Annotated in this window: 19 protein-coding genes and 1 tRNA gene; 2 read left to right on the top strand and 18 right to left on the bottom strand. The window is 34.6% G+C overall.

Annotated features, from left to right (window positions below):
• Nucleotides 1-48 precede the first annotated feature (48 nt).
• The gene (locus RBG61_RS09305; RefSeq protein ID WP_307942478.1) at nucleotides 49-1275 is read left to right on the top strand and encodes an IS256 family transposase; all 1227 of its coding nucleotides are present in this window, start codon (nucleotides 49-51) and stop codon (nucleotides 1273-1275) included.
• A gap of 136 nt (nucleotides 1276-1411) precedes the next feature.
• Here the strand turns inward: RBG61_RS09305 and RBG61_RS09300 are convergent, their stop codons facing one another.
• The 15 genes from RBG61_RS09300 to RBG61_RS09230 all read right to left on the bottom strand — a co-directional run bounded on the left by RBG61_RS09300 (nucleotide 1412) and on the right by RBG61_RS09230 (nucleotide 16543).
• Nucleotides 1412-2371, bottom strand: coding sequence for a toll/interleukin-1 receptor domain-containing protein (locus RBG61_RS09300; RefSeq protein ID WP_307942904.1), 960 nt, complete (start codon nucleotides 2369-2371; stop codon nucleotides 1412-1414).
• Between the two features lie 164 nt (nucleotides 2372-2535).
• Nucleotides 2536-2611 (bottom strand) — tRNA-Met (locus RBG61_RS09295).
• Nucleotides 2612-2719: 108 nt separating this feature from the next.
• The gene (locus tag RBG61_RS09290) at nucleotides 2720-2995 is read right to left on the bottom strand and encodes a hypothetical protein (RefSeq protein ID WP_307942903.1); all 276 of its coding nucleotides are present in this window, start codon (nucleotides 2993-2995) and stop codon (nucleotides 2720-2722) included.
• 105 nt (nucleotides 2996-3100) lie between these two features.
• Complete coding sequence (locus tag RBG61_RS09285) at nucleotides 3101-3817, bottom strand: RsmE family RNA methyltransferase (RefSeq protein ID WP_307942902.1); 717 nt, start codon at nucleotides 3815-3817, stop codon at nucleotides 3101-3103.
• A gap of 252 nt (nucleotides 3818-4069) precedes the next feature.
• On the bottom strand, nucleotides 4070-4819 hold the full coding sequence (locus RBG61_RS09280) for an AAA family ATPase (protein ID WP_307942899.1): 750 nt from the start codon (nucleotides 4817-4819) through the stop codon (nucleotides 4070-4072).
• A 188-nt stretch (nucleotides 4820-5007) separates the two neighbouring features.
• Nucleotides 5008-6480, bottom strand: coding sequence for a 4Fe-4S dicluster domain-containing protein (locus tag RBG61_RS09275; protein ID WP_307942896.1), 1473 nt, complete (start codon nucleotides 6478-6480; stop codon nucleotides 5008-5010).
• A 5-nt stretch (nucleotides 6481-6485) separates the two neighbouring features.
• On the bottom strand, nucleotides 6486-6752 hold the full coding sequence (locus tag RBG61_RS09270) for an NAD(P)H-dependent oxidoreductase subunit E (RefSeq protein WP_307942894.1): 267 nt from the start codon (nucleotides 6750-6752) through the stop codon (nucleotides 6486-6488).
• A 149-nt stretch (nucleotides 6753-6901) separates the two neighbouring features.
• The gene (locus RBG61_RS09265; protein WP_307942892.1) at nucleotides 6902-8116 is read right to left on the bottom strand and encodes a GGDEF domain-containing protein; all 1215 of its coding nucleotides are present in this window, start codon (nucleotides 8114-8116) and stop codon (nucleotides 6902-6904) included.
• 136 nt (nucleotides 8117-8252) lie between these two features.
• Complete coding sequence (gene argF, locus RBG61_RS09260) at nucleotides 8253-9158, bottom strand: ornithine carbamoyltransferase (RefSeq protein WP_307942891.1); 906 nt, start codon at nucleotides 9156-9158, stop codon at nucleotides 8253-8255.
• Nucleotides 9159-9193: 35 nt separating this feature from the next.
• The gene (locus RBG61_RS09255) at nucleotides 9194-10366 is read right to left on the bottom strand and encodes an aspartate aminotransferase family protein (RefSeq protein ID WP_307942890.1); all 1173 of its coding nucleotides are present in this window, start codon (nucleotides 10364-10366) and stop codon (nucleotides 9194-9196) included.
• 106 nt (nucleotides 10367-10472) lie between these two features.
• Entirely contained in the window at nucleotides 10473-11336 is an 864-nt protein-coding gene (argB, locus tag RBG61_RS09250) for an acetylglutamate kinase (protein WP_307942889.1), read from the bottom strand.
• Nucleotides 11337-11444: 108 nt separating this feature from the next.
• Nucleotides 11445-12683, bottom strand: a complete 1239-nt coding sequence (argJ, locus tag RBG61_RS09245; RefSeq protein ID WP_307942888.1) for a bifunctional glutamate N-acetyltransferase/amino-acid acetyltransferase ArgJ — start codon at nucleotides 12681-12683, stop codon at nucleotides 11445-11447.
• Between the two features lie 32 nt (nucleotides 12684-12715).
• Nucleotides 12716-13663, bottom strand: a complete 948-nt coding sequence (gene argC / locus RBG61_RS09240) for an N-acetyl-gamma-glutamyl-phosphate reductase (protein ID WP_307942887.1) — start codon at nucleotides 13661-13663, stop codon at nucleotides 12716-12718.
• A gap of 19 nt (nucleotides 13664-13682) precedes the next feature.
• Entirely contained in the window at nucleotides 13683-15056 is a 1374-nt protein-coding gene (gene argH, locus RBG61_RS09235) for an argininosuccinate lyase (RefSeq protein WP_307942886.1), read from the bottom strand.
• A gap of 260 nt (nucleotides 15057-15316) precedes the next feature.
• On the bottom strand, nucleotides 15317-16543 hold the full coding sequence (locus RBG61_RS09230) for an argininosuccinate synthase (protein ID WP_307947244.1): 1227 nt from the start codon (nucleotides 16541-16543) through the stop codon (nucleotides 15317-15319).
• Nucleotides 16544-17338: 795 nt separating this feature from the next.
• Here RBG61_RS09230 and RBG61_RS09225 point away from each other — a divergent pair.
• Nucleotides 17339-18772, top strand: coding sequence for an MATE family efflux transporter (locus RBG61_RS09225; protein ID WP_307942883.1), 1434 nt, complete (start codon nucleotides 17339-17341; stop codon nucleotides 18770-18772).
• A 112-nt stretch (nucleotides 18773-18884) separates the two neighbouring features.
• Here the strand turns inward: RBG61_RS09225 and RBG61_RS09220 are convergent, their stop codons facing one another.
• From RBG61_RS09220 to RBG61_RS09210, 3 genes are all read right to left on the bottom strand, one after another.
• A complete protein-coding gene (locus tag RBG61_RS09220; protein ID WP_307942881.1) occupies nucleotides 18885-19394 on the bottom strand; it encodes a hypothetical protein in 510 nt (169 codons plus the stop codon).
• A gap of 142 nt (nucleotides 19395-19536) precedes the next feature.
• Nucleotides 19537-21765, bottom strand: a complete 2229-nt coding sequence (locus tag RBG61_RS09215) for a DNA gyrase subunit A (RefSeq protein WP_307942879.1) — start codon at nucleotides 21763-21765, stop codon at nucleotides 19537-19539.
• 140 nt (nucleotides 21766-21905) lie between these two features.
• The gene (locus RBG61_RS09210) at nucleotides 21906-23891 is read right to left on the bottom strand and encodes a DNA gyrase/topoisomerase IV subunit B (RefSeq protein WP_307942877.1); all 1986 of its coding nucleotides are present in this window, start codon (nucleotides 23889-23891) and stop codon (nucleotides 21906-21908) included.
• Nucleotides 23892-23948 lie beyond the last annotated feature (57 nt).

The raw sequence follows: 23948 nt of genomic DNA, 5'->3' as shown, positions 1-23948 counted from the left end.
GACAAGAATTAAGATAATAAATTCAAGTATGAAAGGAAGTATTTTTTTATGGAAAAGCAACCGAAAGAGTTATTAAAAGAGTATGTGAACAGCCAAAACTTCACAAGCACAACAGAGGTTATGCAGGCAATGAAAGAGATGTTCAAAGATGTTCTTCAGCAAGTTATGGATAGTGAATTAGACGAAGAATTGGGTTACCAAAAAAGTCAAAGAATAGCGAACGATGACGGAAAAAGCATGTCGAAAAATTATCGAAATGGATATTCAAAGAAAACAGTTAAAACACAACTTGGCGAAGTGGATATTAATGTTCCTCGTGATAGAAACGGTGAATTTGAACCACAAATTATTGGTAAATATAATCGTAATGCTGACGGGATGGAAGAAAAAATTATTGCACTTTACTCTTGTGGCATGTCTCAACGAGATATTGCTGAACAAGTAAAAAATCTTTATGATGTAGAAATTTCAGATGGACTAGTAAGCAAGATAACAGAAAAAATAATGCCGGAAGTAACAGCATGGCAAAACCGTCCACTAGATAGTGTATACCCATTTGTGTTCATGGATGCAATACACTACAAAGTAAAAGAAAACAATCAGTTTGTAACGAAAGCAGCATATGTGGTTTTAGGAATTACACTTGAAGGAAATAAAGATATATTGGGCATTTGGATTGGAGAAAACGAGAGCTCAAAATTCTGGTTGAGCGTTATGAATGACTTGAAATCAAGGGGTTTGCAAGATGTATACCTATTTTGTGTTGACGGTTTAAAAGGTTTTAAAGAAGCAATCAATGCAGCATATCCCAAAGCGCACATTCAACGTTGTATTATACATCAAATTCGATATTCAACACGATATGTAGGATACAAAGATATCAAGAAGTTAATGGCAGATCTAAAACTAGTATATCAAGCTGTTACAGAGGAAGAAGCATTGAATAATCTAATATCATTCAAAGAAAAATGGGGTAAAAGTTATCCTTCTTGCATAAAGAGTTGGGAGGATAACTGGGATATACTATCAACCTTTTTTGCATATCCAACTGATGTAAGGAAAATAATATACACAACTAATATTATTGAGGGATTAAACAGGCAGTTCAGACAAATAACCAAGAATAAACCATCATTTCAAAATGATGATAGTTTAAAAAGGATACTGTATTTAGCTTCAAAAAAAATTGTCGAACGATGGACACAACGTTGTCGAAATTGGGACGTTGTTTTAAACCAATTAAACATCATGTTTTCGGACAGAATCGCTGGATGATTCTATGTTCATCCGCCAAAATTTAATGACAAAAGGGGCATGCCCCTTTTGTCATTAAATAAACTTGTTTCAACTAACCTATACACTATGTCAATTACTATTTTGTTCCTATTTCTTGTTCTGATTGTTTTTCTATTTACACAAAATTCTTGGTATACCCTAGTTTTATATCCCGGTTATCTGAAATAGATGGCTCTCTAAAATCTCTTAATCGAAATAACTTATGTCGCATTTCATTTAGAAATTCTATAGAAAAATCATTTTTAGATGAATGATCTAGCAAACTCAAAATAATTGAAACTAACCTATCAAATTCAAGCATACTGTACATCTCACGCATATAAGGGCTATTCTCACAAGCGCAACCGACATTTTCCATCCATCTCACAATTTCATAAATAAATTCTTCTGTACTTCGATTATCCACATTAATTCTACGTGAATTTAATGGCATTTTTCTTGAACACTCCGTTAATACACGAGCTAAATAATTTTGTGGTATGAATTGCTCTGGATCTGAAAGTATATTGTTTTGTTTTCTAAGTAACACTAGTATTTCCTCTATTGCTTGGCTATTTTCTTGACTTGCTTTTGGTTGTGGTTGATTCATACTTGGTTTTACTGATGACAAAACACTTTTTATCTCCTCATCTATGCTTTTCCATACCATTTCAAATGTCTCTTCCAAAACTTCTTTACTCAACTTACTTTCAGTCGCGTTATTTATGGATGTCATTAGTAATTTAAAGTCTTCTTTATCTATTTTTGTATTTTGGAACTTGCTTAGAGGTCCTTTTAGCTCAGAGGGGTTAATATCAATGAGTAGTGCTGATACCCTTGAATCTAGGGCCTTTGATAATGCACCAGATTCAAAATGCACCCAAGGTGCATTAACATTCTCCTGTGTTAAACAAACAATTCCAAAATTGCAGCTTGCTAATTCATCAACCAATTTTGCATCCCAATTTTCACCTTTTTGAATATCATTTGACGAATAGAACACTTCAACTGATTGAATAATACATGGAATTTTTCTTTTTAATATCTCAGCTATTTTCTTACTTAACTCACCAGACCAACTAATGAATACTTTCATAATAAAAAACCTCATTTCGATAATAAGGGTATTTTAAGGGTAACATAGATCCTTACATCAGACATTATACTCCAATATCTTCCTAAAGTCTATTGGCTTATATTATTTTAGCATAGAAAAAAGACTAAATCCATTAATAATTTAGTCTTTTTATACAAAAAATTTGGTTGCGGAGATTGGACTTGAACCAATGACCTTCGGGTTATGAGCCCGACGAGCTACCAACTGCTCCACTCCGCGATATATTCTGTTTTCCTGAGTGCTTATATAGTATAGCACTAATAAAAGTAAATTGCAACACTTTTTTTAAAAAAGTGTTGCAATAAATTTTGTTATTTATTTTTCCAATTAGTTCTTATGTTCTTCTGTTTGATTTTGATCGTTTTCTTCCTCTACGCCAAGGTCAGATTCATTTTCAATAGAGGTATGTGTTTCTTCTTGAGGTTCATCTGAGCCCTCTTCAAAAAAGTCATCATCCTCATCATAGAAATCGGCATCAAAATCCAAGTCTTCACTAATTGCAGCAGCTTTTTTCTTTAAAAATGCACCCACAGCAACTGCAATTCCTACAAGTGCTGTCGCAATAGCAACGATAGCTATAATCCATTTTTTATTTTTTTTCATACCAACGTACCCCTTTTATCTTTTCTATTTTTATTATATATGCCATACACAATAAATTCAAGCTGAAAAGCAAATTGTTATAAATTGTAATCATTTCGAAACTAATTACATATGATTTGTTGCATTTAGTACTAAACTTAATCCTACAATTGGTGCAGTTTCACAACGAAGAATCAGCTTTCCTAGTGTTCCAAGTCGAATTCCATGCTCTTTCGCATAGATAACCTCTTGCTCACTAAATCCTCCCTCGCTGCCAACATAAATATTCACCTTTGACGTATTACTATTTACAATACAGGCTGTTGGTTCTCCACCATGCTCATAGTATAAAATACTACACTCGTCTTTTCCTTGTTGAATTGCTTGCTCAAAACTTAGTATATTCTCGACCAAAGGAATTATTCCTCTTCCGGACTGTTTTGCTGCTTCAAAAACAATTTTATTATAACGAATCAATTTTTTTTCAAATGATTTTTCATCGGCTTTTGCAATGCAAAACTTTGTAGTCATCGGTACAATCTTGGTCACACCCAGCTCTACTGCTTTTTGCACAATAAAATCTAATTTATCCGATTTGGGAAGTGCTTGATATAATACAATTTCTACGTTAGGTTCCGTTTCGTTCTTATGTTTTGTTAATACATTTAAAATAACTTGTTCCCCAATTTCAGCAATTTCACATTCATAATCGGTTCCGGCTTTATCATTAACTGTAATAGCCTCACCCATTTTCATACGTAAAACTTTTGTAATATGTTTAGCATCTTCCCCAGTAATGATTATTTGGTTGCTTGCAATTTGATTGCTAAAAAAACGTGGCATTTATATAACAACCTCCTTCATGTCACTTTCAATTATATATTTTAAACTATTTGAGTCAAAACCACTTTAGTAATAGATAGGTTAAATCATAACATAAATAATACCCACTCTCAATATTAACACAACAATAATATCATAAATGGCTATCTTAATTTTAGTATCTGCTTGTACCCTTATTTTATTTTACCTTATATCATAGTACGGATATACAAATTTTTGTGGTTTAAAAATACCGATGACAATGGAATAAAATTATTCTTCAAATAAATATTTATATATTTGTTCAGGATTTTCTAAAAATCGTCTTGTAATTTGATAATGTTCTGTATCCTTATATCCTACCGATTGAATACCTTTCTGAGAAAATTCAAGTATTTCTGCATCAGGATATGTCATCAAAATCGGTGAATGCGTTGCAATGATAAATTGTGAATTGCGTTTTGTCAATTCATTTATTTCTGCAAGCAATGTTAACAATCTCATTGGAGACAATGCGGCTTCAGGCTCATCCAAAATATATACACCATTTCCTCCAAATCGATTTTGTACTAATGCCAAAAAACTTTCACCATGCGATTGTTCATGTAAAGAAACGCCTCCATAACTATCAATTATCAGAGCACCAAATGAAGGTTCACTATCCATTTGATCAATCTTGCTTGCAAAATTATAAAAACTTTCTGCTCTAAGAAAAAAGCCATCTTTTGCTATTTTAGATTTGGATAACGTGATATGTTTCCACAACTCTGAATGTGATTGATTTGTTGAAAAGCTAAAATTTTTCGTTCCGCCTTCAGCATTAAAGCCAAAGGCTACAGCAATTGCTTCAAGAAAAGTCGACTTGCCTGTTCCATTTTCTCCTACAAAGAATGTAACTTTTTTCTGAAAAGATATTTTATGATTGTTTATTAAATAGTTTACGGATGGTATATCATACAAATATGAAGTTCTTTCAATTGGTTTACTTAGTATTACATCGTTTATATAGAGACCGTTTAACAAGAAAACACCTCCGAATTATGCTTAAATAACCTATAGCAAGTATATCACTAAAATAATTCTAAATCAATTATAGTTGGGTATCACATGTCTTTTCAGACTAAACATATTTCTATTGCAAAAGCGACAGCTATCATTCCTATAGCTGTCGCTCTATTTCATATTTGATGAGTATTGCTCAACAATTCATTCTATTTTTTATCCATTACGTTTGGATAAGGAGATTCAGAAGCAAATTTTTTCACTTGAGCAGCAGCTTTTACTAGTGGTTGTAAAGTACCGGCTCCACCAATACATCCACCTTCACAAGCCATACCCTCTAGTAAATAGCCATTGCGTTTTCCTGCTTTTGCAAGTGTCAGCATCTTTCTGCAATTGCGTAAGCCTTCTGCACGATCAACCAATACTTCACGTTCCGGATCCATTTTCTTAATACAGCTAACAATTGCATCCGCTACACCACCGGCAACACCATAGCCACGACCGGTTGCTGCTGCATCTTCAACTGTTTCTCCACATTCTTGCGTGAAGTCAATATTTTTAGCTGCAAAAATACCCATTAACTCTTCAAAGGTAATTACAAAATCAACATCACTTTTTACTGTTCTACGAAAAGCCTCTAGTTTTTTTGCTGCACATGGACCGATAAAAACAACTTTTGCATCTGGATGATCTTTCTTCACCATTCTTGCTGTTGCAACCATAGGAGTTAATTCTCCTGAAACGCATTCCGCTAATTCTGGGAAGAGTGTTTTTGCCATAACAGACCATGATGGGCAACATGATGTTGCTAACAATGGCTGCTCATTCGGAATTGCATGTAGAAAATGTTCTGCTTCTGCAATCGCACCAGCATCTGCTCCAAGAGCTACTTCATAAACATCTTTAAACCCAATTTCCAACAATGCGGCTTTGACTTTGTTTGGTGTTGCTAACGGACCAAATTGTCCAACAAAAGCAGGTGCTATTTCAGCAATGACATTGTTGTTACTCTTTAATGCTAAAATCAACTGAAATATTTGTGATTTATCTGAAATTGCAGCAAACGGACAATGCACTAAGCATTGACCACATGACACACATTTATCATGGTTAATTTGTGCACGTCCCAAATGATCACTCTCAATTGCATCAACGCCACAAGCTGCTGCACATGGTCTATCATATTTTACAATTGCATTATACGGACATGCTTCTGCACATCGACCGCATTTTACACATTTTTCTTTATCAATAAAAGATTTGCCGTTTACTATAGATACTGCTTTAACCGGGCAGACACTTGTACACGGATGTGCTAAACAATTTCTACAATTATTGGTTACCTCATAAGCCGTTTCCGGACAAGCATTACAAGCAAACGGAATAACTTCCACTAGAGGTGGCTCATAAACACGCTCACAAGCAACTGCCTTATTGAAATCACGTGATAAAGGAGCGTGTTCGTCTGCTTGACGCACAGATAGCCCACAAGCCAACCGAATTCGTTCTGCTACGATTGCCCTCTCTTTAAAAACGCTCTCACGATAAGAAGCAACTTCACCTTTAATGATTTCATAAGGGATATCATCAACTTTGGAGTAATCATTTGAAAAAGCAAGCTCTGCAACTTTTTCAAATACTTGACGTCTGATTTTTGTTACCGGTGTATATATTCCTCTCATTACCTTCATCCTTTTGTTATGCTTGAAATTATTTTTGCTGTTACTATTTCGCTGGTTGCCTTTTCTATTAACTCATTATCTAGAACAACCAACGGTGATTGCCCTTTATTTACGGAATCACATAAACATTCATTTGCAATTATTTCAATTTTTGCATTTAAACGAATTTCATTTTTTAGAAGGCTCAATGATTCTATTGATTCAACAATATCCATTGCCCCGTTTAATATGCAGTGAGTACAAGCACATACTTTCACCTTAATTGTTTTCATTCGTGTATCCCTCCGTTCAACTATAGTATACCAACTTTTCTTAACATAAAATACCTGACATAATATGTTAATTTTTTCACAATAACTTTATTATACTCTTTTTATCGAATTCAGTCAATAAAAAAGTGCAGTTACCTGCACTAAGGAAGCTATTGTTCATACATTACATCTTTATTCTTATCCCATTCACATCGTTGCACTTGATTCTTCCCTTTTTGCTTTGCTGTACGCAATCCCATATCTGCCATACTTACAAATTCAAAACAATTACTATTATCATGGGGAACTTCACAACAATAACCTATGCTTGCCGTAATATACAGCACCATTCCCTCTTCTTGACAAATAATAGGACATCTTTCAAGTTTTAAACGAATCTGATTGCAAAGTTTTTGTATCTGTATTTCACTAAAGTTTGAGACAATAATAGCAAATTCTTCACCGCCATAGCGAAATGACATTGCTTCTGTACCTTCTGTACACTCCCTAATTATATTTCCACTAGTTGATATACAAGCGTCACCTGCTAAATGCCCGAAAGTATCGTTAACGTGTTTAAAGTTATCAATATCAAGCATAACAAATCCAAAGTTTGTCTGATTGTTAAAGCATTCATTCCATTTATCACTCAACGCAGTATCAAGTAGCCTTCGATTATATAAACCGGATAAAGTATCCGTAACGGATAACTTTTTCAGCTCAGCATTTCGATCCTTAATTAATTTATTCTGTTTGATAATCGTTTGCTTTTGCCAAAAGCTATATATTTTTTCATAATATCGGAATGTTGAAATAATCATTGATATGCATAACACAATGGTAGCATTAAATAAATTTCCACTATTATTGGTTTGTAGATTTTGAAAAAAAACAAGAACAGCTATGAGATAAAGATAATTTATTATTATAATAGGTATAAATATTCTAGGTTTGATATATAAAGTGACCGATACCGCAATCATGGTATAAAAATAAATACTTACATTCTCATTATTCTTTAAATCCAACATGCTAATGGTCGCTGCCCAAAATAAAATTACGCATAAAAAGACAATTGACAATATTTCAATAATGGTCTTATGCTTTTCAACATCTCGCTTCAAATTATAGATTAATACTAAATTACAGCAACAAAATATTAAAATAAAAATATATAATGATAAATACATCTTTTGAGGATATTTGTCTATTATATTTGTTTGATGAATGGTTATAAAAAGAATGTTGGCTAATTGAAGTAAAATTGTAAAACAAATAAAAAGTATGCCTATTTTCAAATTTGCTGTAACCAGTTCAAGTTCAAACTTTTTCTTTGATTCTTGAGGCAACCTAACTTTATTTACAAATTTTATAAACCAATTCATGTTACAATCTTCCCTTCAACATATCTTTATTATAGTAACACATAATTATTTATTGGTCTACCACAAATTATATAAATCGTTTCCTTATTTTGAACAAAAAAAGATAATATCAACTAAAAAGCTGATATTATCTTTGTTATTGGTTCATTAACTTTACTAAAATTGCCTTTTGTACATGAAGCCTATTCTCTGCTTCATCAAAAATCTCTTTTGCATGCATTTCAAAAATAGCAGTTGTAATTTCTTCTTCTTTATGAGCGGGTAAGCAATGCTGAATGATTGCATCTTTTTTTGCAACATTCATAACTGCATCATTCACTTGATATCCACTAAAATCCTTTTTCCGTTTTTCTTTTTCATGTTCATTGCCCATGGAAGCCCATACATCTGTTACGATTACATCTGCATCTTTTGCTGCTTCAATTGTATTATTTGTAAAAGTAAAATTATTATATTGTTTAGCAAACTGCGCAATTTCTTTGTCCAAATAATAGCCTTTTGGTGCAGCAACAGAAACTTGCATTCCAACCTTCAAACATCCAACAATAAGTGAATTTGCAACATTATTGGTGTCACCTATAAAACAAAGTTTTAAACCTTCCAAGCTACCTTTATACTCACGAATCGTCATTAAATCAGCCATAACTTGACAAGGATGGCTAAAATCAGTTAACCCATTGATAACGGGAACCGAACCGTATTTCGCTAAGTCTTCAACTTCTTGTTGTTCAAAAGTACGAATCATAATTGCATCACAATAACGAGACAGTACTCTTGCAGTATCTTCTGTTGCTTCGCCACGACCGATTTGCAGTTCTGAAGAAGTCAAAAACAATGCATGACCTCCTAGCTGATACATACCTGTTTCAAAAGATACCCTCGTTCTTGTAGATGCCTTTTGAAAAATCATAGCAAGGGTTTTTCCCTCTAATCTTTTATGCGGAATATTATTTTTTTTCTCATATTTGAGTTGATCTGCTAAATTTAATATTTCAATGATTTCTTCTTTTGAAACATCAAGTAACTTTAAAAAATGATTCATCTCTATTCAATCCTATCTACTCCCATTATTCTTTGCTAGGCATTTAAAATACGCTTTAAAATTGCAATGCCTTGATTGAGCTCCTCATATTGAATAGAAAGAGGAGGTAACAACCGTATTTTCTTTTTTGCCGTAAGTGGTAGTAAGCCATTATCGATACACGCTTTAACTACTTCGCCCGCATTCTTAGTCTTTAATTGAATACCAAGCATTAAACCCATGCCGTCTACTGCTTCGACCTCATTTAATTTGAGTAATTTATTTTTAATATAATTGCCTTTTTCCGCTACCTCTTTTAAAAAGACTGCATTAGAAACCTTTTCGAGTACAACCTTAGCACCAGCACAAACCACAGGGTTTCCTCCGTAAGTTGTTCCATGATCGCTTGGCTTTAGCACAGAAGAGAGCTTTTCATTTACTATGCATACTCCTATAGGTAGCCCTCCACCTAATCCTTTAGCTAATGTTGTAATATCAGGAGAAATACCAAATTGCTCACTTGCCAGCAAAGTTCCTGTTCTGCCAATACCCGTTTGCACTTCATCTATTATCAACAAAATGTCATTTTGCTTGCATATTCTTGCAACTTGTTTTACATAGTCTATATCAAGTGGTACAACTCCACCCTCGCCTTGTATTAACTCTATCATAATCGCACAAACGGAGTTATCACATTTCGCTGCCAGTTCCTTTATATTACCTGCGTTCACATAATCAAAGCCTTGAGTAAAAGGATGAAAATAATTATGGAATATATCTTGACCGGTAGCAGAAAGAGTGGTAATTGTTCTTCCGTGAAATGAGTTTACTAACGTAATAATCTTATTTCGATTTGCTTCTGCCCCATATTTTTCAAAACTATATTTTCTTGCAATTTTAATTGCACATTCATTTGCCTCAGCACCTGAATTTCCAAAAAAAGCTTTTTGGTATCCTGTTTTTTCACACAACATTTGTGCTAAATCTGCCATGGGTTTTGAATAATATAAGTTTGATGTGTGTTGCAGTGTCTTAGCTTGTTCGCTTACCGCATTACTCCAATCTTCATCACAATACCCGAGAGAATTGACGCCGATACCACTTCCGAAATCAATATATTCTTTTCCATTTTCATCATAACAAGTTGCATTTTCACCTTTTACAATAACAATATCTTGCCTTGAATAAGTATTCATAATATATTGTTGATCTAGCTCTTTACTGTTCATGATATTTCCTCCTTTTCTTCTATAGTCGGTTCGAGTCGATATGGAATCGACCTCTACAAAATGCTCTCTTCCTTATGAGAGCTAACTATATGTATTAGTGAGTGCCTTATCGGAACATCGTTCCAACGCCCTCACTTGTAAACATCTCGATTAAAATAGAATGAGGAATTCTGCCATCAATAATAAAGGAACGGTTTACGCCACCACGAATAGCATCTACGCAACATTCTATCTTTGGAATCATCCCACCACTGATAATGTTTTTCTTCATTAGATTTTCTACTTCGTTAATTTGTACAACAGGAATTAATGTACTTTCATCATCTTTGTCTTCTAACAACCCTTTAATATCAGTCATTAAAATTAAGTTTTCTGCGCCTAACTTTGCCGCTATCTTTGCAGCTGCAGTATCTGCATTTATGTTATATGCTTGCCCGTCGTTTCCAACTCCAACGGTTGAAATAACGGGAATATAGCCATTATTCAATGCATCCATAATTAAAGTAACATCCACATCTGTAATGTTTCCAACAAAGCCTAAGTCTACAGCACTCTGTTTCTTTTCAGCTTGAATCAAATTACCATCCATGCCGCAAAGGCCAATTGCTTTACCTCCGCTTTGTTGTAATAAGGAAACTAAATTTTTATTCACCTTGCCGCACAACACCATTTGCACAACATCCATTGTTTCGGCGTCGGTATAACGCAGTCCGTTAATAAACTTAGATTCTTTGCCTATTTTTTCTAGCATTTCGTTAATTTCAGGGCCACCGCCATGAACCAAAACTACTTTTATTCCAACCAAAGAAAGCAATACCACATCGCTCATAACTGCCGTTTTTAATTCGTCACACGTCATTGCATTGCCACCGTATTTCACAACCACAATTTTATCATTATATTTTTGAATATATGGTAATGCATCTACAAGGATTTGCGCTCTTAGGCTATCGGAAATTTTATCTGGCATTTCTGTTTCCTCCACAAAATATGCTAAAATTCGTTATAATTATACTTAATAATACAATCAGTAAATAATCAGTGCTCATTATTCGACTACTACTCTATTTATAGTCTATTATGTATGATAATCTGCATTGATTTTTACATAGTCATATGTTAAATCGCAACCCCAAGCAACAGCACTGTAATCACCGGTTCCAACGCAAATAATAATTTTTACTTCATCTGCTCTTAATATATTTAATACCTGCTCTTTATCAAAAGTAACACCTCTGCCGCCTTTGCAAACTTTAACGTCACCAAAGGTTGATTTTAACCGTACAGATACGTTATTAATGTCTAAATCAGCTTGTGCATATCCGATAGCACAAAGGATACGTCCCCAGTTTGGATCTTGACCAAACATTGCACTCTTCACTAAGCTTGAAGTAATAACGGATTTTGCGACTGTTTTTGCAATCTGTTTGTCATTCGCACCGCAAACGGTACATTCTAATAGTTTTGAAGCACCTTCACCATCTTGCGCAATCGCACGAGATAGATTCATCATAACTGCATAAAGTGCATTTGCGAAAATCTTGTATTCTTCAGAATTTGGATTTACTATTTCTTTGTTTAAAGCAGTTCCTGAAGCTAAAATCGTAACCATATCATTTGTAGATGTATCACCATCAACTGAAATCATGTTAAAGGTTTCATTAGTAACATCACGCAATGCTTTTTGTAATAAAGTCGGTTCCACTGCTACATCTGTAGTAAGAAAGCAAAGCATTGTTGCCATGTTTGGATGAATCATGCCGCTTCCCTTTGCCATTCCGCCTAATGTGCATTTCACACCATTGATATCAAACGTAACTGCAACTTCTTTTTTACAAGTATCTGTTGTTAAAATAGCAAGTGAAGCATTTTCATTACCATTTACATTTAACTCATCCTTTAATTGTGGACAAGCAGCTTGTATTAATTCAACTGGTAATGGTTCACCGATAATTCCTGTAGAAGCAACTACAACATCATTTGCACTAATGCCAAGTTCTTTTGCAATTGCAACGCACATCATTTCTGCTTTTTCTTCGCCATCCAAGTTGCAAGTGTTTGCATTTCCACTATTCACAATAACAGCTTGTGCTTTATTATCTTTTAAGTTTTGCTGGGTTACTATAATTGGCGCACCCTTTACTTTATTTTGCGTATATACTGCGGCTGCACTACATAATGTTTCACTATATATTAAAGCTAAATCAGGTTTTGTTCTATTTTTTCTTAGCCCACAATGTACACCAGCTGCTTGAAACCCACTTGCCGCACAAACACCACCGTCTACAAAGTCATAGCCTTTAAACTTTACTGTCATTTCAGTCACTCCGTTCTTTATTTCTATAAACCTTATTCTAATCCTGTTGTTTCGTCAATACCCATCATGATATTCATACATTGTACGGCGGCACCTGAAGCACCTTTACCAAGATTATCTAAACGAGCGGCAACTAAAACCTGCTCCTCATTTCCACAAACAAAAATCTGCATCATGTTGGTATCCGCTAAGGTATTTGCAGCTAAGAATCCATCTTGCAAAACGCCTTCGCCCATGAACGGCATCACTTTTACGAAATGCTCCTCTTGATAATGGTTTGCGATTACTTCATGAACTTGCTTCGCTGAATACTTTTTACTCATCAAACGAGAGAGCAATGGAACAGAAACCACCATTCCGCTAAAATAGTTATCCACAATTGGATTGAACATTGGTGGAAAAGTAAGCCCTGTGATTGCTTGCATTTCTTTTAGATGTTTATGTTGTTGCCCTAACGCATATTGTCGAGGAGAATTATATTCGTTGGGTTTATTTTCACCCTCATACACAGCAATTGCTTTTTTACCTGCTCCGCTATAACCGCTTACTGCGTGGCATGTGATTGGATAATCATTTACGATCACATTATGAGCAACCAAAGGCGAAACAATGCTAATAAATCCACTTGCATAACATCCTGGAACTGCAACTCTGTTTGCATTTTTAATCTTCTCACGTTGTTGTTTCGAAAGTTCAGGTAGTCCATATACCCAATTAGGATTGGTTCTATGTGCTGTAGAAGCATCAATGATTTTCGTATGGTTATTTTCTACCAACGATACCGCTTCTATTGCCGCATCATCGGGTAGACATAAAAACGTGAAATCAGATTGGTTGATTAACTTTTTACGTCCAGAGATATCTTTTCGCAATGCTTCATCAATTTTCAATAGTTCAACATCAGTTCGACCTTGAAATCGTTCTATGATTTTTAAACCCGTTGTGCCCTCTTGACCATCAATAAATATTTTGTAACTCATTGCGTTTCATCTCCATAGCCTATTTTAGTTTGTTTTTCACTTCAAGAATTTGCTGCTCTACCATTTCTTTTGCTGGTCCGCCAATTACATTTCTACCGTTTACACAAGTATCTAAACGAATTGCTTCATAGATATCGTTATCGAACAACTCGCAAACAGTTTGATATTCTTGTAATGGAAGTGTTTCTAATACTAAACTTTTATCAATACATAGTGCCACAAGCTGGCCTGTTGCTTTATATGCATCTCTGAATGGCAATCCTTTTTTCACAAGATAATCTGCACAATCGGTTGCGTTGATAAATCCTTTTGCTGCAGCATTGCGCATATTATCTTTTAATACTGTCATTGTTTCAATCATTGGAATGAATGTGCTAATACATAACTTTGCAGTATCCACAGCATCGAAAATGGCTTCTTTATCTTCTTGCATATCCTTGTTATATGCTAGCGGTAAGCCCTTCATCATAGTGAGTAAGGTAACTAAATCGCCAATAACTCTTCCCGTTTTACCACGAACAAGTTCAGCAATATCTGGGTTTTTCTTTTGTGGCATGATGCTAGAGCCTGTTGCATATGCATCGTCTAATTCAATAAACTTGAATTCCCAAGAACACCAAAGAATAATCTCTTCGCAAAAACGAGAAAGATGCATCATTAAAATAGAAATTGCACTACACAACTCGATACAAAAATCACGATCCGAAACACCGTCTAAGCTGTTTTTTGTAACATTAGCAAACCCGAGTAATTCTGCAACACGCATACGATTCAGTGGATAAGTGGTAGAAGCCAAAGCTCCGCTTCCTAGTGGCATTACATCCATACGTTTTTTTGCATCTTGTAGTCGATCCATATCACGAAGTAACATTTGTGCATATGCCATTAAATGATGTGCAAATGTGATTGGCTGTGCACGTTGTAAATGAGTGTACCCACTCATTACCGTTTCCGTATGCTCGCTTGCAACATTGCATAATACTTGAATTAGGTTTTGTGTTAATTGAATGAGTGTATCCGTTTCATCTTTCAAGTAAAGGCGAATGTCTAAAGCAACTTGATCGTTTCTACTTCTTGCAGTATGTAGTCGTTTCCCAGTATCACCGAGTCTTTTGGTTAACTCTGCTTCGACAAACATATGGATATCTTCCGCAGTTGGATCAATTGCAAGATTATCGTTTTCTACGTCAGATAAAATACCATTTAATCCTTCTACAATCATCTCAGCTTCTTTTTTATCAATTATCCCTTGCTCGCCTAGCATTGTCGCATGGGCAATGCTTCCTAAAATATCATGATGAATCATTCTTGCATCAAACGAAATAGAACTGTTAAAATCGTTCACCTTTTCATTGACTTCTTTTTTAAATCTGCCTGCCCATAATTTTGCCATATTGCATCCTCCACTTTATGAAACCAGTTATCTCTATTTCTATTGCGGAACGACACAGAGGTCGTTTCCTATAGGGTTTGCCCTTATGCAAGTTTCATTTTACTACTATCCCACCACCACTGCGGTGGTCCCCCTCCCTTTCAAAAGGGAGGCAAGAGGTAAAACTCACTAATCATTCTCTTAAACCCAAGTCCCCCTTGATAAAGGGGGATACCGTCCGCAGACGAAGGGGGATTATACCACACCATCTCTATCTTTCCCTATTTCACTTTATGTTCATCTAACAATGCTTTTACTTTGATTGGTAATCCGAATAAATTGATAAATCCTGCGGAATCGTTTTGATTGTAAACCTCATCTTCACCAAATGATGCAAACTCTTCACTATAAAGAGTATATGGAGAAGTCACACCTGCATTAATGATGTTACCCTTATATAGTTTTAGTTTTACTTCACCTGTCACCGTTTTTTGTGTTTCGTCAACAAAAGCAGAAAGTGCTTCACGTAAAGGAGTATACCATTGACCGTCATATACAATATCTGCAAATTTCAAAGCAATTTGTTGCTTGTAATGCTGTGTTGCTTTATCTAAGCAAATTGTTTCAAGAACCTCATGTGCGTGATATAAAATTGTTCCACCCGGTGTTTCATATACACCTCTTGATTTCATACCAACCAAACGGTTTTCCACAATATCAGCTAAACCAATTCCGTTTGCGCCACCAACAATATTAAGTGCTTTGATTAAATCTGCACCTTTCATTTTTTCGCCGTTGAGTGCTACAGGAATTCCTTTTTCGAATGTTAATGTAATATAAGTTGCTTGGTCGGGTGCTTGCTCAGGAGAAACGCCAAGCTCTAAAAATCCTTTTTTATCATATTGTGGTTCATTAGCGGGATCTTCCAAATCTAAGCCCTCATGTGATAAATGCCATAAATTCATATCTTTTGAATAGTTTGTTTCTCTTGAAATTTTCAAAGGAATGTTGTGTGCTTCTGCATAATCAATTTCTTCGTCCCTTGATTTAATGTCCCAAATTCTCCAAGGAGCGATAATTTCCATTGTTGGAGCAAAAGCTTTAATCGTAAGTTCAAAACGAACTTGATCGTTTCCTTTTCCTGTACAGCCATGGCAAATTGCATCTGCTCCCTCTGCTTTTGCAATTTCTACAATTCTCTTTGCAATTACCGGACGTGCAAAAGATGTGCCAAGTAAATATTTATTTTCATAAACTGCGCCTGCTTTTAAGGTTGGAAAAATAAAATCATCAACAAATTCATCTTGCATATCTTCTATGTATAGCTTTGATGCTCCAGTTTTAATTGCTTTTTCTTCTAAGCCTTCTAGTTCTGCTGCTTGACCAACATTTCCAGCAACAGCAATTACTTCACAATTATCATAATTTTCTTTCAACCAAGGAATAATAATAGAAGTATCTAATCCTCCTGAATATGCTAATACTACTTTTTTAATTTGTTTTTTAATTTCTGCCATTGTAATATCCTCCTTGTACCCTTTGCTCTATTTCCATTTTATTTTAATGAATGCATTTTAACATTTACATAAAAGATGATATTGTTTATTTTGAATTTACATCTTAATGTATATTATACACTATTATATGCAAAAATCAACTACGTTCTGTATATTTATTCAAATATAATGTATATTTGTGTGTTTTGTCAAATTGACTTATTAAATAAATCTTTTGTTTGGTAATTTAAAATATAAACTGATTACCTAATTTATATAAATTTTATAAAAGCTTGAAAAGAAATTAACACGATATACCTGTAATAATCTTTTTGACAATTGCAATACTATTAGTGTTACAAGTTAGTAATACAAAATTTTTGTATAGAAACAGATGTTGCGTCTGGATAATTTGTAACACATGACGTTTTATAATTTGTGTTACAAATTATAACTTTGAAATGTAAGTATTGATATATAAATACAACATTCCTAAGCCGTTTATCGGACGTCGAAATTAAATGCAGATTAATATTAACAAAGATCGAGAGATTTGCTTCTCTAGTGAATTGAAACGTGTTAAATACCTGCATTTTAAAAGAAAGCCGAGGGGAGCATAACGCACCCTCGGCTTTTTCGCAAACTTATTCATTTTTAATAACATATTTCGTAACTTCATCATAAACTCAAAACAAACAAATTAAAGTTTTAAATATTAGTTGTACCTTATTTTTCCTTGTGATATACTATGAATAAAGGTGATGCTTAACAAATTTTGTTAAGTTTTTTATTTAAAGGAGTATTCGTGTGTTTAAAAGAAAAGAAAGACTAATAACAAGTACTGATATGACCATGGGAAACCCATATAAGCTCATATTTTTATTTTCTATACCATTATTGATTGGTAACGTTTTTCAACAGCTTTATAATATGGTAGATAGTATTGTCGTTGGAAACTATGTTGGTGAAAAAGCTCTAGCAGCTGTTGGAACTGGCTTTCCTATTATCTTTATGTTAAGCTCTTTGTTTATAGGAATTGGTATGGGTGCTACAATTATGGTATCTCAATATTATGGTGCAAAGGATATGAAGCAGATTCAAGATACCATTGGAACAATGTATACAGCTTTACTTATCGGTGTTGTTCCGCTAACGTTTTTAGGAATTGTATTAAGCAAGCCTTTGCTACAACTCATAAACGTTCCAGACGATGGTACGTTAAAGATGGCAACGCAATATATGATTATTATTTTTATTGGCATGATTTTCAATCTTGGTTTCAACATAAATGCAAGCATTTTACAAGGCCTTGGCGATAGCAAAACTTCGCTTTTATTCCTACTGGTTGCATGTATTGTCAACATTGTATTAGACATAGTATTTACTGTATTTTGGGGTTGGGGAGTTATTGGTGTTGCAATTGCTACAATCATAGCACAATTGTGTTCTTGGGTTTTTGGTATTTACTTTATCAATAAGCATTATGACTTTATTCAAATCAACCCATTCAAATTTTATTTTCGTAAAGATTTGTTCTTGCAAGCAATGAAACTTGGTATTCCTGCCGGCATTCAGCAAGCGCTATTTTCTATCGGTTCCATGTTTATGCTCTCATTGGTAAACAGCTATGGGTTTGAGTTTATGGCAGGATTTAGTGGTGCAAATAAAATTGATACCTTTGCTTTTATGCCAATTCAAAGCTTCTCTATTGCAGTTACAACTTACGTTGGACAAAATATTGGTGCGAACCAAATTAACCGTGTTAAACTAGGAATGAGAGCCTCCCTTGTATTATCAATTGGCACAAGCATTGGAATTGGTGCGATAATATATCCACTCAGCGGAATTTTAATGCGTATGTTTGGCAATAATCCTAAGATGATTGACGCAGGAGTATCTTATCTACATCAATTATTACCGTTCTATTCTCTTCTTGCAATCTTATTTATTTATAACAGTGTTTTGCGTGGTGCAGGAGAATCTATTATACCAATGATTTCTTCTGTCGTAAGTTTATGGGCTTTGCGTATTCCGACCGCATATTTACTCGCACATTTCTTAGGCAGCGACTACATTTATTTTTCTTATGTGATTGGTTGGGCAGCAGGTATTATCGTATCACTGATTTATTACAAGACAGGTAAATGGAAAAAGAAAAGTATTATTAAAAATCGAGGCATTTCAGTCGAACTTCAAAAAAATACCGAAGTTCAAAAAACTCCAAATGAAATTACAGAATAACAGTCAAACGGATTCGCTTTTTGCGAATCCGTTTTGATTGTGGGTAAAGTAAATTATCATTTGGTATTTGCTAGTTACTAAATAAATCTTACTATAAAATTATTGCTATACCTTATCTTCTATAGCGAGTTTTCCGATTACAATGTCCATGTGCTGATAAATATCCTCTTGCAAATATCCATATAAACAAAATTAAAAATGTTATTTGTGCTATAACGGAAACAGGTGGGCGTTGTACTCCCGAAACGGCACTAGATCCTATTGGTAATACCGCCATTTCCAGCGTTACAAATAGAGGAGCAAAATACAAATGTGCCAGTCGTACCAAAAAAGCATTTGCTTCTTCATAAGGAGTAAAAACTGTTTGCCATATGTAAAGTATCGTCAATATAATCGGCAGCCCATTTCCTATTAAAACAGCAACCCGCAAATCTCGAAAGTTTTCTGCAAAAGATCGACCTGCTTTATACCAAAAAAACAATAAAATGATTGCGAGAATAATAGATAATAGTGCAATCGGCAATTTACTGGGGAGTGTATCTACTATTTTAATACAAACAAGGATCACTCCGCCCAAAGCCAACGGAAATAGAATTAACGAAACATAACGTATTCCATTCATGGCGCTCTCCCCCCTTTTTCCTTCATTCCTATTGTACGCCAATTACGTTGAAATAGAAGTCGAGTTTTGTCTTAATTACTTCTAATGGTAAACATTTTTTATCTAAAAGACAACAAAAAAGTGGACAATTGTCCACTTTTTCTTATAGCATCAATTGTTCGCCTTCATCTTCCGGGCGGGTGATTGCTCCTGTTGCAGGTAATGTTTTGGTACGATAACGATGTGGATTTGCAAGTTTATCTTCTTGATATTCCTCAACATACTCCACAAAATGATTTTTCTTAACCGTCATAACAGCAACCCCTTGTGTATTTTTGGTTGTCTTTTCGTTAATCATAGCAGAATGGAATAAAAGCTTACGTTTTGCAGTTGAGGTTAAGATAAATTCTTTATCTTCTTCAATGGAGACCGCAGTAACAAGGCGGTATTTATCGCAATATGCATTCGAAAGCTTTTTACGCTTTGTTTTCGTTTCATAAGCACTAATCGGCACTTTAGCAACCTTACCATTATCAAAGAAAAACAGCATATGGCCGCTATAATCTTTCGTTACTATCATAGCCACAATCTTTTCATCAGAATCGAAAGAAAGTTTTGCTGGAATATAATCGCCAAGCACACTTGTTTTTGTATCTTCAAATTCACTTGCTCTTGTCTTATATACTTGTTGTTTATCGGTAAAAAACAATAACTCAACAGAATTCGTTGACTCAATATGCATAACCATTTCGTCTGTTTCCTTAAGCTTATGCTCTCCACTCATACGAAGAGATTGCGGCGTAATCTTTTTAAAATAGCCTTCCTTGGTTAAAAAAATGTTAACAGGATAATCTTGGATCTCTTCTTCAACTTCCTCATCTTCTAAATCATCTGCATAAATAAATAATGTTTTTCTTGGTTGAGCATGTTTTGCAATAACCTCTTTCAGCTCATTCACAATAATCGTTTTGATTTTACGAGGATTAGCAAGTATATCTTCCATTTCAGCAATATCTTTTATTAACTGTTCAATTTCTTGCGTGCGCTTTAAAATATATTCACGATTTAAATGTCTCAGCTTGATTTCTGCTACATATTCTGCTTGAACTTCATCAATTCCAAAACCAATCATCAAATTCGGAACAACTTCTTTTTCCTCTTCGGTTTGACGAACAATTCGAATTGCTTTATCAATATCAACTAAGATACGATCTAAGCCTTTTAATAAGTGAAGCTTTTCTTTCTTTTTCTTTAAATCAAAATATACTCTACGCTTGATACAATCCACACGAAAAGCAATCCACTCATCTAAAATCTCTTTAATACCCATAACACGAGGATTTCCGGATATTAAAATATTAAAGTTACAAGCAAAATTATCCTGTAATGGTGTTGAACGAAACAGTTTTTGCATTAGCTTTTCTGCACCCACTCCACGTTTTAAATCAAGGGTAAGCTTTAGACCGCTTAAATCAGTTTCATCACGTAAATCTGCAATTTCTTTAATTTTATTAAGCTTCACTAAATCCACTATTTTATCCATAATGGCTTCTACGGTAGTGGTTGGTGGAATTTCAGTTATTTCAATACAATTCTCTTGTTTATCGTAATTATATTTTGCTCTGATTTTAATACTTCCACGACCGGTATCTATTACTTTTTTTAACTCTGCTTGATCGTAAACAATCATTCCACCGCCTGCAAAATCAGGGCCTTGTATGGTCTCTAGAATATCGTGATCGGGATTTTTTAATAATGCTATAGTGGTTTCACAAACCTCTTTTAAATTAAATGGGCAGATATTGCTTGCCATAGAAACCGCAATACCTACATTAAAGTTAATTAAAACAGATGGAAATGTAGTTGGAAACAGCGTTGGCTCTGTAGTGCTACTATCATAGTTGGGTACAAAGTCAACTGTATCTTTATCCATATCTCTAAAAAATTCAACACAAATCGGAGCAAGCTTGGCTTCGGTATAACGAGATGCCGCATATGCCATATCACGAGAATATGCCTTACCAAAGTTACCTTTTGACTCAACATATGGATGCAACAATGCTTCATATCCTTTTGACAAACGCACCATTGTTTCATAGATTGCTTGGTCTCCATGAGGATTTAAACGCATAGTTTGTCCTACAATATTCGCTGATTTGGTTTTTGCTCCTGTTAGTAAACCCATTTTATACATGGTGTACAGTAGCTTTCTATGAGAAGGCTTAAAGCCATCTATCTCAGGTAATGCACGGGAAACAATTACACTCATTGCATACGGCATAAAGTTGGTTTCTAGGGTTCGAGTAATCGGTTGTTCCACCATAATACCTGCACCAGCGATATACGCATTCGAGTTTGTTTTCTTTAGCATTTCCTTTTGTTTTTTTGCCATGAAGTATTCTCATTCCTTTCAAAGGGTTGCATTAAACCGGCAAACCGTCGGTAACAAAGCCATTCACCATTTACTAATATAGCAATGGTCATCGCCTTAAAAAGTAAAGATTTATCGCTATCTTTAGCGGTTAATTGTTATTAGCTGATATCCGCTAAATCGATATAAGCTTGTCCGTTTTCGGCAACATAATCTTTTCGTCCTTGAAGGTTATCACCAAACAATAAATCAAACATCCTTGCCGTTTCTTCTGCACCTTCCGGGGTTACTTTGATGAGCCTCCTTGTTTCAGGGTTCATCGTTGTAAGCCACATCATATCAGGCTCATTCTCACCCAATCCTTTAGAGCGTTGAATCGTGTATTTTTGTCCTTCTACCATTGCTAAAATTTCTGATTTTTCTTGTTCGGTATATGCAAAATAGGCTTTCTCTTTACTGTTTATTTCATATAACGGGGATTCTGCAATATAAACAAAACCTTCTTGTATTAGCGTTGGTGCTAATCGATATAGCATTGTTAAAATTAAGGTTCTAATATGAAATCCGTCTACATCGGCATCCGTACAGATAATAACTTTATTCCAACGTAAACCGTCTAAATCAAAACTAGATAATTCTTTATTTGCTTTCGAAGTCACCTCGACGCCGCATCCTAATACTTTAATGATGTCTGTAATAATGTCATTTTTAAATATCTTATTATATTCTGCTTTTAGACAATTCAAGATTTTACCACGAACAGGAATGATTGCTTGGAATTCTGCATCTCGAGAAAGCTTACAAGCACCAAGTGCTGAGTCACCCTCTACAATAAAAATTTCACGCTTACTTGTTTCTTTCGAACGACAATCAACAAATTTTTGCACACGATTAGAAAGATCAATAGAGCCTGCAAGCTTTTTCTTCAGGTTCAATCTTGTTTTTTCTGCATTTTCACGACTGCGCTTATTGATTAAAACTTGTTCTGCAATCTTTACTGCTTCATCTGGATTTTCAATGAAATACACTTCAAGTTGATGCTTTAAGAATTCAGTCATTGCTTCATATATGAATTTATTGGTAATTGATTTTTTAGTTTGATTTTCATAAGAAGTTTGGGTTGAGAAAGATGAGGATACCAATACCAAACAGTCTTCAACATCGACATAGCTAATCTTACTTTCCCCTTTTAAATACTTATTTCCTTGCTTTAAATAAGCATCAATTTGGGAAACAAAAGCTTGCTTTACAGCACGTTCCGGTGAACCACCATACTCTAGCCAGCTAGAGTTATGATAATATTCTGTTGCCTTTGTCAAATTTGTAAACACAACTGCAACAGATAATTTTACCTTATATTCTGGTTTATCCTCACGATCTTTTCCTCTACGTTCGGTTTCCCAATATTGCGGAGTTGTAAGCGTGTTTTCACCAGCTAATTCTACAACATAATCGGAAATACCGTTTTCGTATAAAAACTCTTCTTTTTCAAAACCATTATCGGTTTCATTTCTAAATTCAAAGGTAAGCCCTCTGTTGACTACTGCTTGCCTTTTTAAAATATCTCTAAAAAAGTCAGCAGATACATCTATATCAGTAAACACGTCTAAATCCGGTCTCCATTTATGGCGAGAACCGGTTTGTTTACGATTTGTCGGTTTTTTATCTAAGCCACCAATGTTTTCACCTTTTTCAAAATGAAGATTGTATTGGTAACCATCTCGGAACACTTCTACATCCATATATTCGGAAGAATATTGCGTTGCACAAGCACCAAGTCCATTTAATCCTAACGAATATTCATAGCTTTCACCTTCATTGGTATTGTATTTACCACCTGCATATAACTCACAAAATACCAATTCCCAGTTATAGCGTTGTTCTGCTTCGTTGTAATCCACCGGACAACCTCGTCCAAAATCTTGTACTTCGATAGAATGGTCTTTAAAACGAGTAATAATGATTCGATTACCATGTCCCTCTCTTGCCTCGTCGATAGAGTTAGACAAAATTTCAAAAATAGAATGTTGACAGCCCTCTATTCCATCGGAACCAAAAATAACACCAGGACGACGTCTTACACGTTCCGCACCTTTTAACGAGGATATGCTCTCGTTTCCATAGCCTTTATTTGATTTTCTTGGCATATGCCCCTCCTAATAGATATATTTTTTAATCATAATATAACCGACAAACCACACGCT

Source organism: Paludicola sp. MB14-C6 (assembly GCF_030908625.1).
Classification (GTDB): Bacteria; Bacillota; Clostridia; order Oscillospirales; family Ruminococcaceae; genus Paludihabitans.
The sequence above is the reverse complement of the archived record's forward strand: the minus strand, read 5'-3'. Positions and strand labels throughout refer to the sequence as shown.

Bases quoted from the DNA above. Each gene is read 5' to 3' on its own strand.
- RBG61_RS09305 (WP_307942478.1), top strand. From the start codon at position 49: ATGGAAAAGCAACCGAAAGAGTTATTAAAAGAGTATGTGAACAGCCAA.
- RBG61_RS09300 (WP_307942904.1), bottom strand. From the start codon at position 2,371: ATGAAAGTATTCATTAGTTGGTCTGGTGAGTTAAGTAAGAAAATAGCT.
- RBG61_RS09290 (WP_307942903.1), bottom strand. From the start codon at position 2,995: ATGAAAAAAAATAAAAAATGGATTATAGCTATCGTTGCTATTGCGACA.
- RBG61_RS09285 (WP_307942902.1), bottom strand. From the start codon at position 3,817: ATGCCACGTTTTTTTAGCAATCAAATTGCAAGCAACCAAATAATCATT.
- RBG61_RS09275 (WP_307942896.1), bottom strand. From the start codon at position 6,480: ATGAGAGGAATATATACACCGGTAACAAAAATCAGACGTCAAGTATTT.
- RBG61_RS09270 (WP_307942894.1), bottom strand. From the start codon at position 6,752: ATGAAAACAATTAAGGTGAAAGTATGTGCTTGTACTCACTGCATATTA.
- RBG61_RS09265 (WP_307942892.1), bottom strand. From the start codon at position 8,116: ATGAATTGGTTTATAAAATTTGTAAATAAAGTTAGGTTGCCTCAAGAA.
- argF (WP_307942891.1), bottom strand. From the start codon at position 9,158: ATGAATCATTTTTTAAAGTTACTTGATGTTTCAAAAGAAGAAATCATT.
- RBG61_RS09255 (WP_307942890.1), bottom strand. From the start codon at position 10,366: ATGAACAGTAAAGAGCTAGATCAACAATATATTATGAATACTTATTCA.
- argB (WP_307942889.1), bottom strand. From the start codon at position 11,336: ATGCCAGATAAAATTTCCGATAGCCTAAGAGCGCAAATCCTTGTAGAT.
- argJ (WP_307942888.1), bottom strand. From the start codon at position 12,683: ATGACAGTAAAGTTTAAAGGCTATGACTTTGTAGACGGTGGTGTTTGT.
- argC (WP_307942887.1), bottom strand. From the start codon at position 13,663: ATGAGTTACAAAATATTTATTGATGGTCAAGAGGGCACAACGGGTTTA.
- argH (WP_307942886.1), bottom strand. From the start codon at position 15,056: ATGGCAAAATTATGGGCAGGCAGATTTAAAAAAGAAGTCAATGAAAAG.
- RBG61_RS09220 (WP_307942881.1), bottom strand. From the start codon at position 19,394: ATGAATGGAATACGTTATGTTTCGTTAATTCTATTTCCGTTGGCTTTG.
- RBG61_RS09215 (WP_307942879.1), bottom strand. From the start codon at position 21,765: ATGGCAAAAAAACAAAAGGAAATGCTAAAGAAAACAAACTCGAATGCG.
- RBG61_RS09210 (WP_307942877.1), bottom strand. From the start codon at position 23,891: ATGCCAAGAAAATCAAATAAAGGCTATGGAAACGAGAGCATATCCTCG.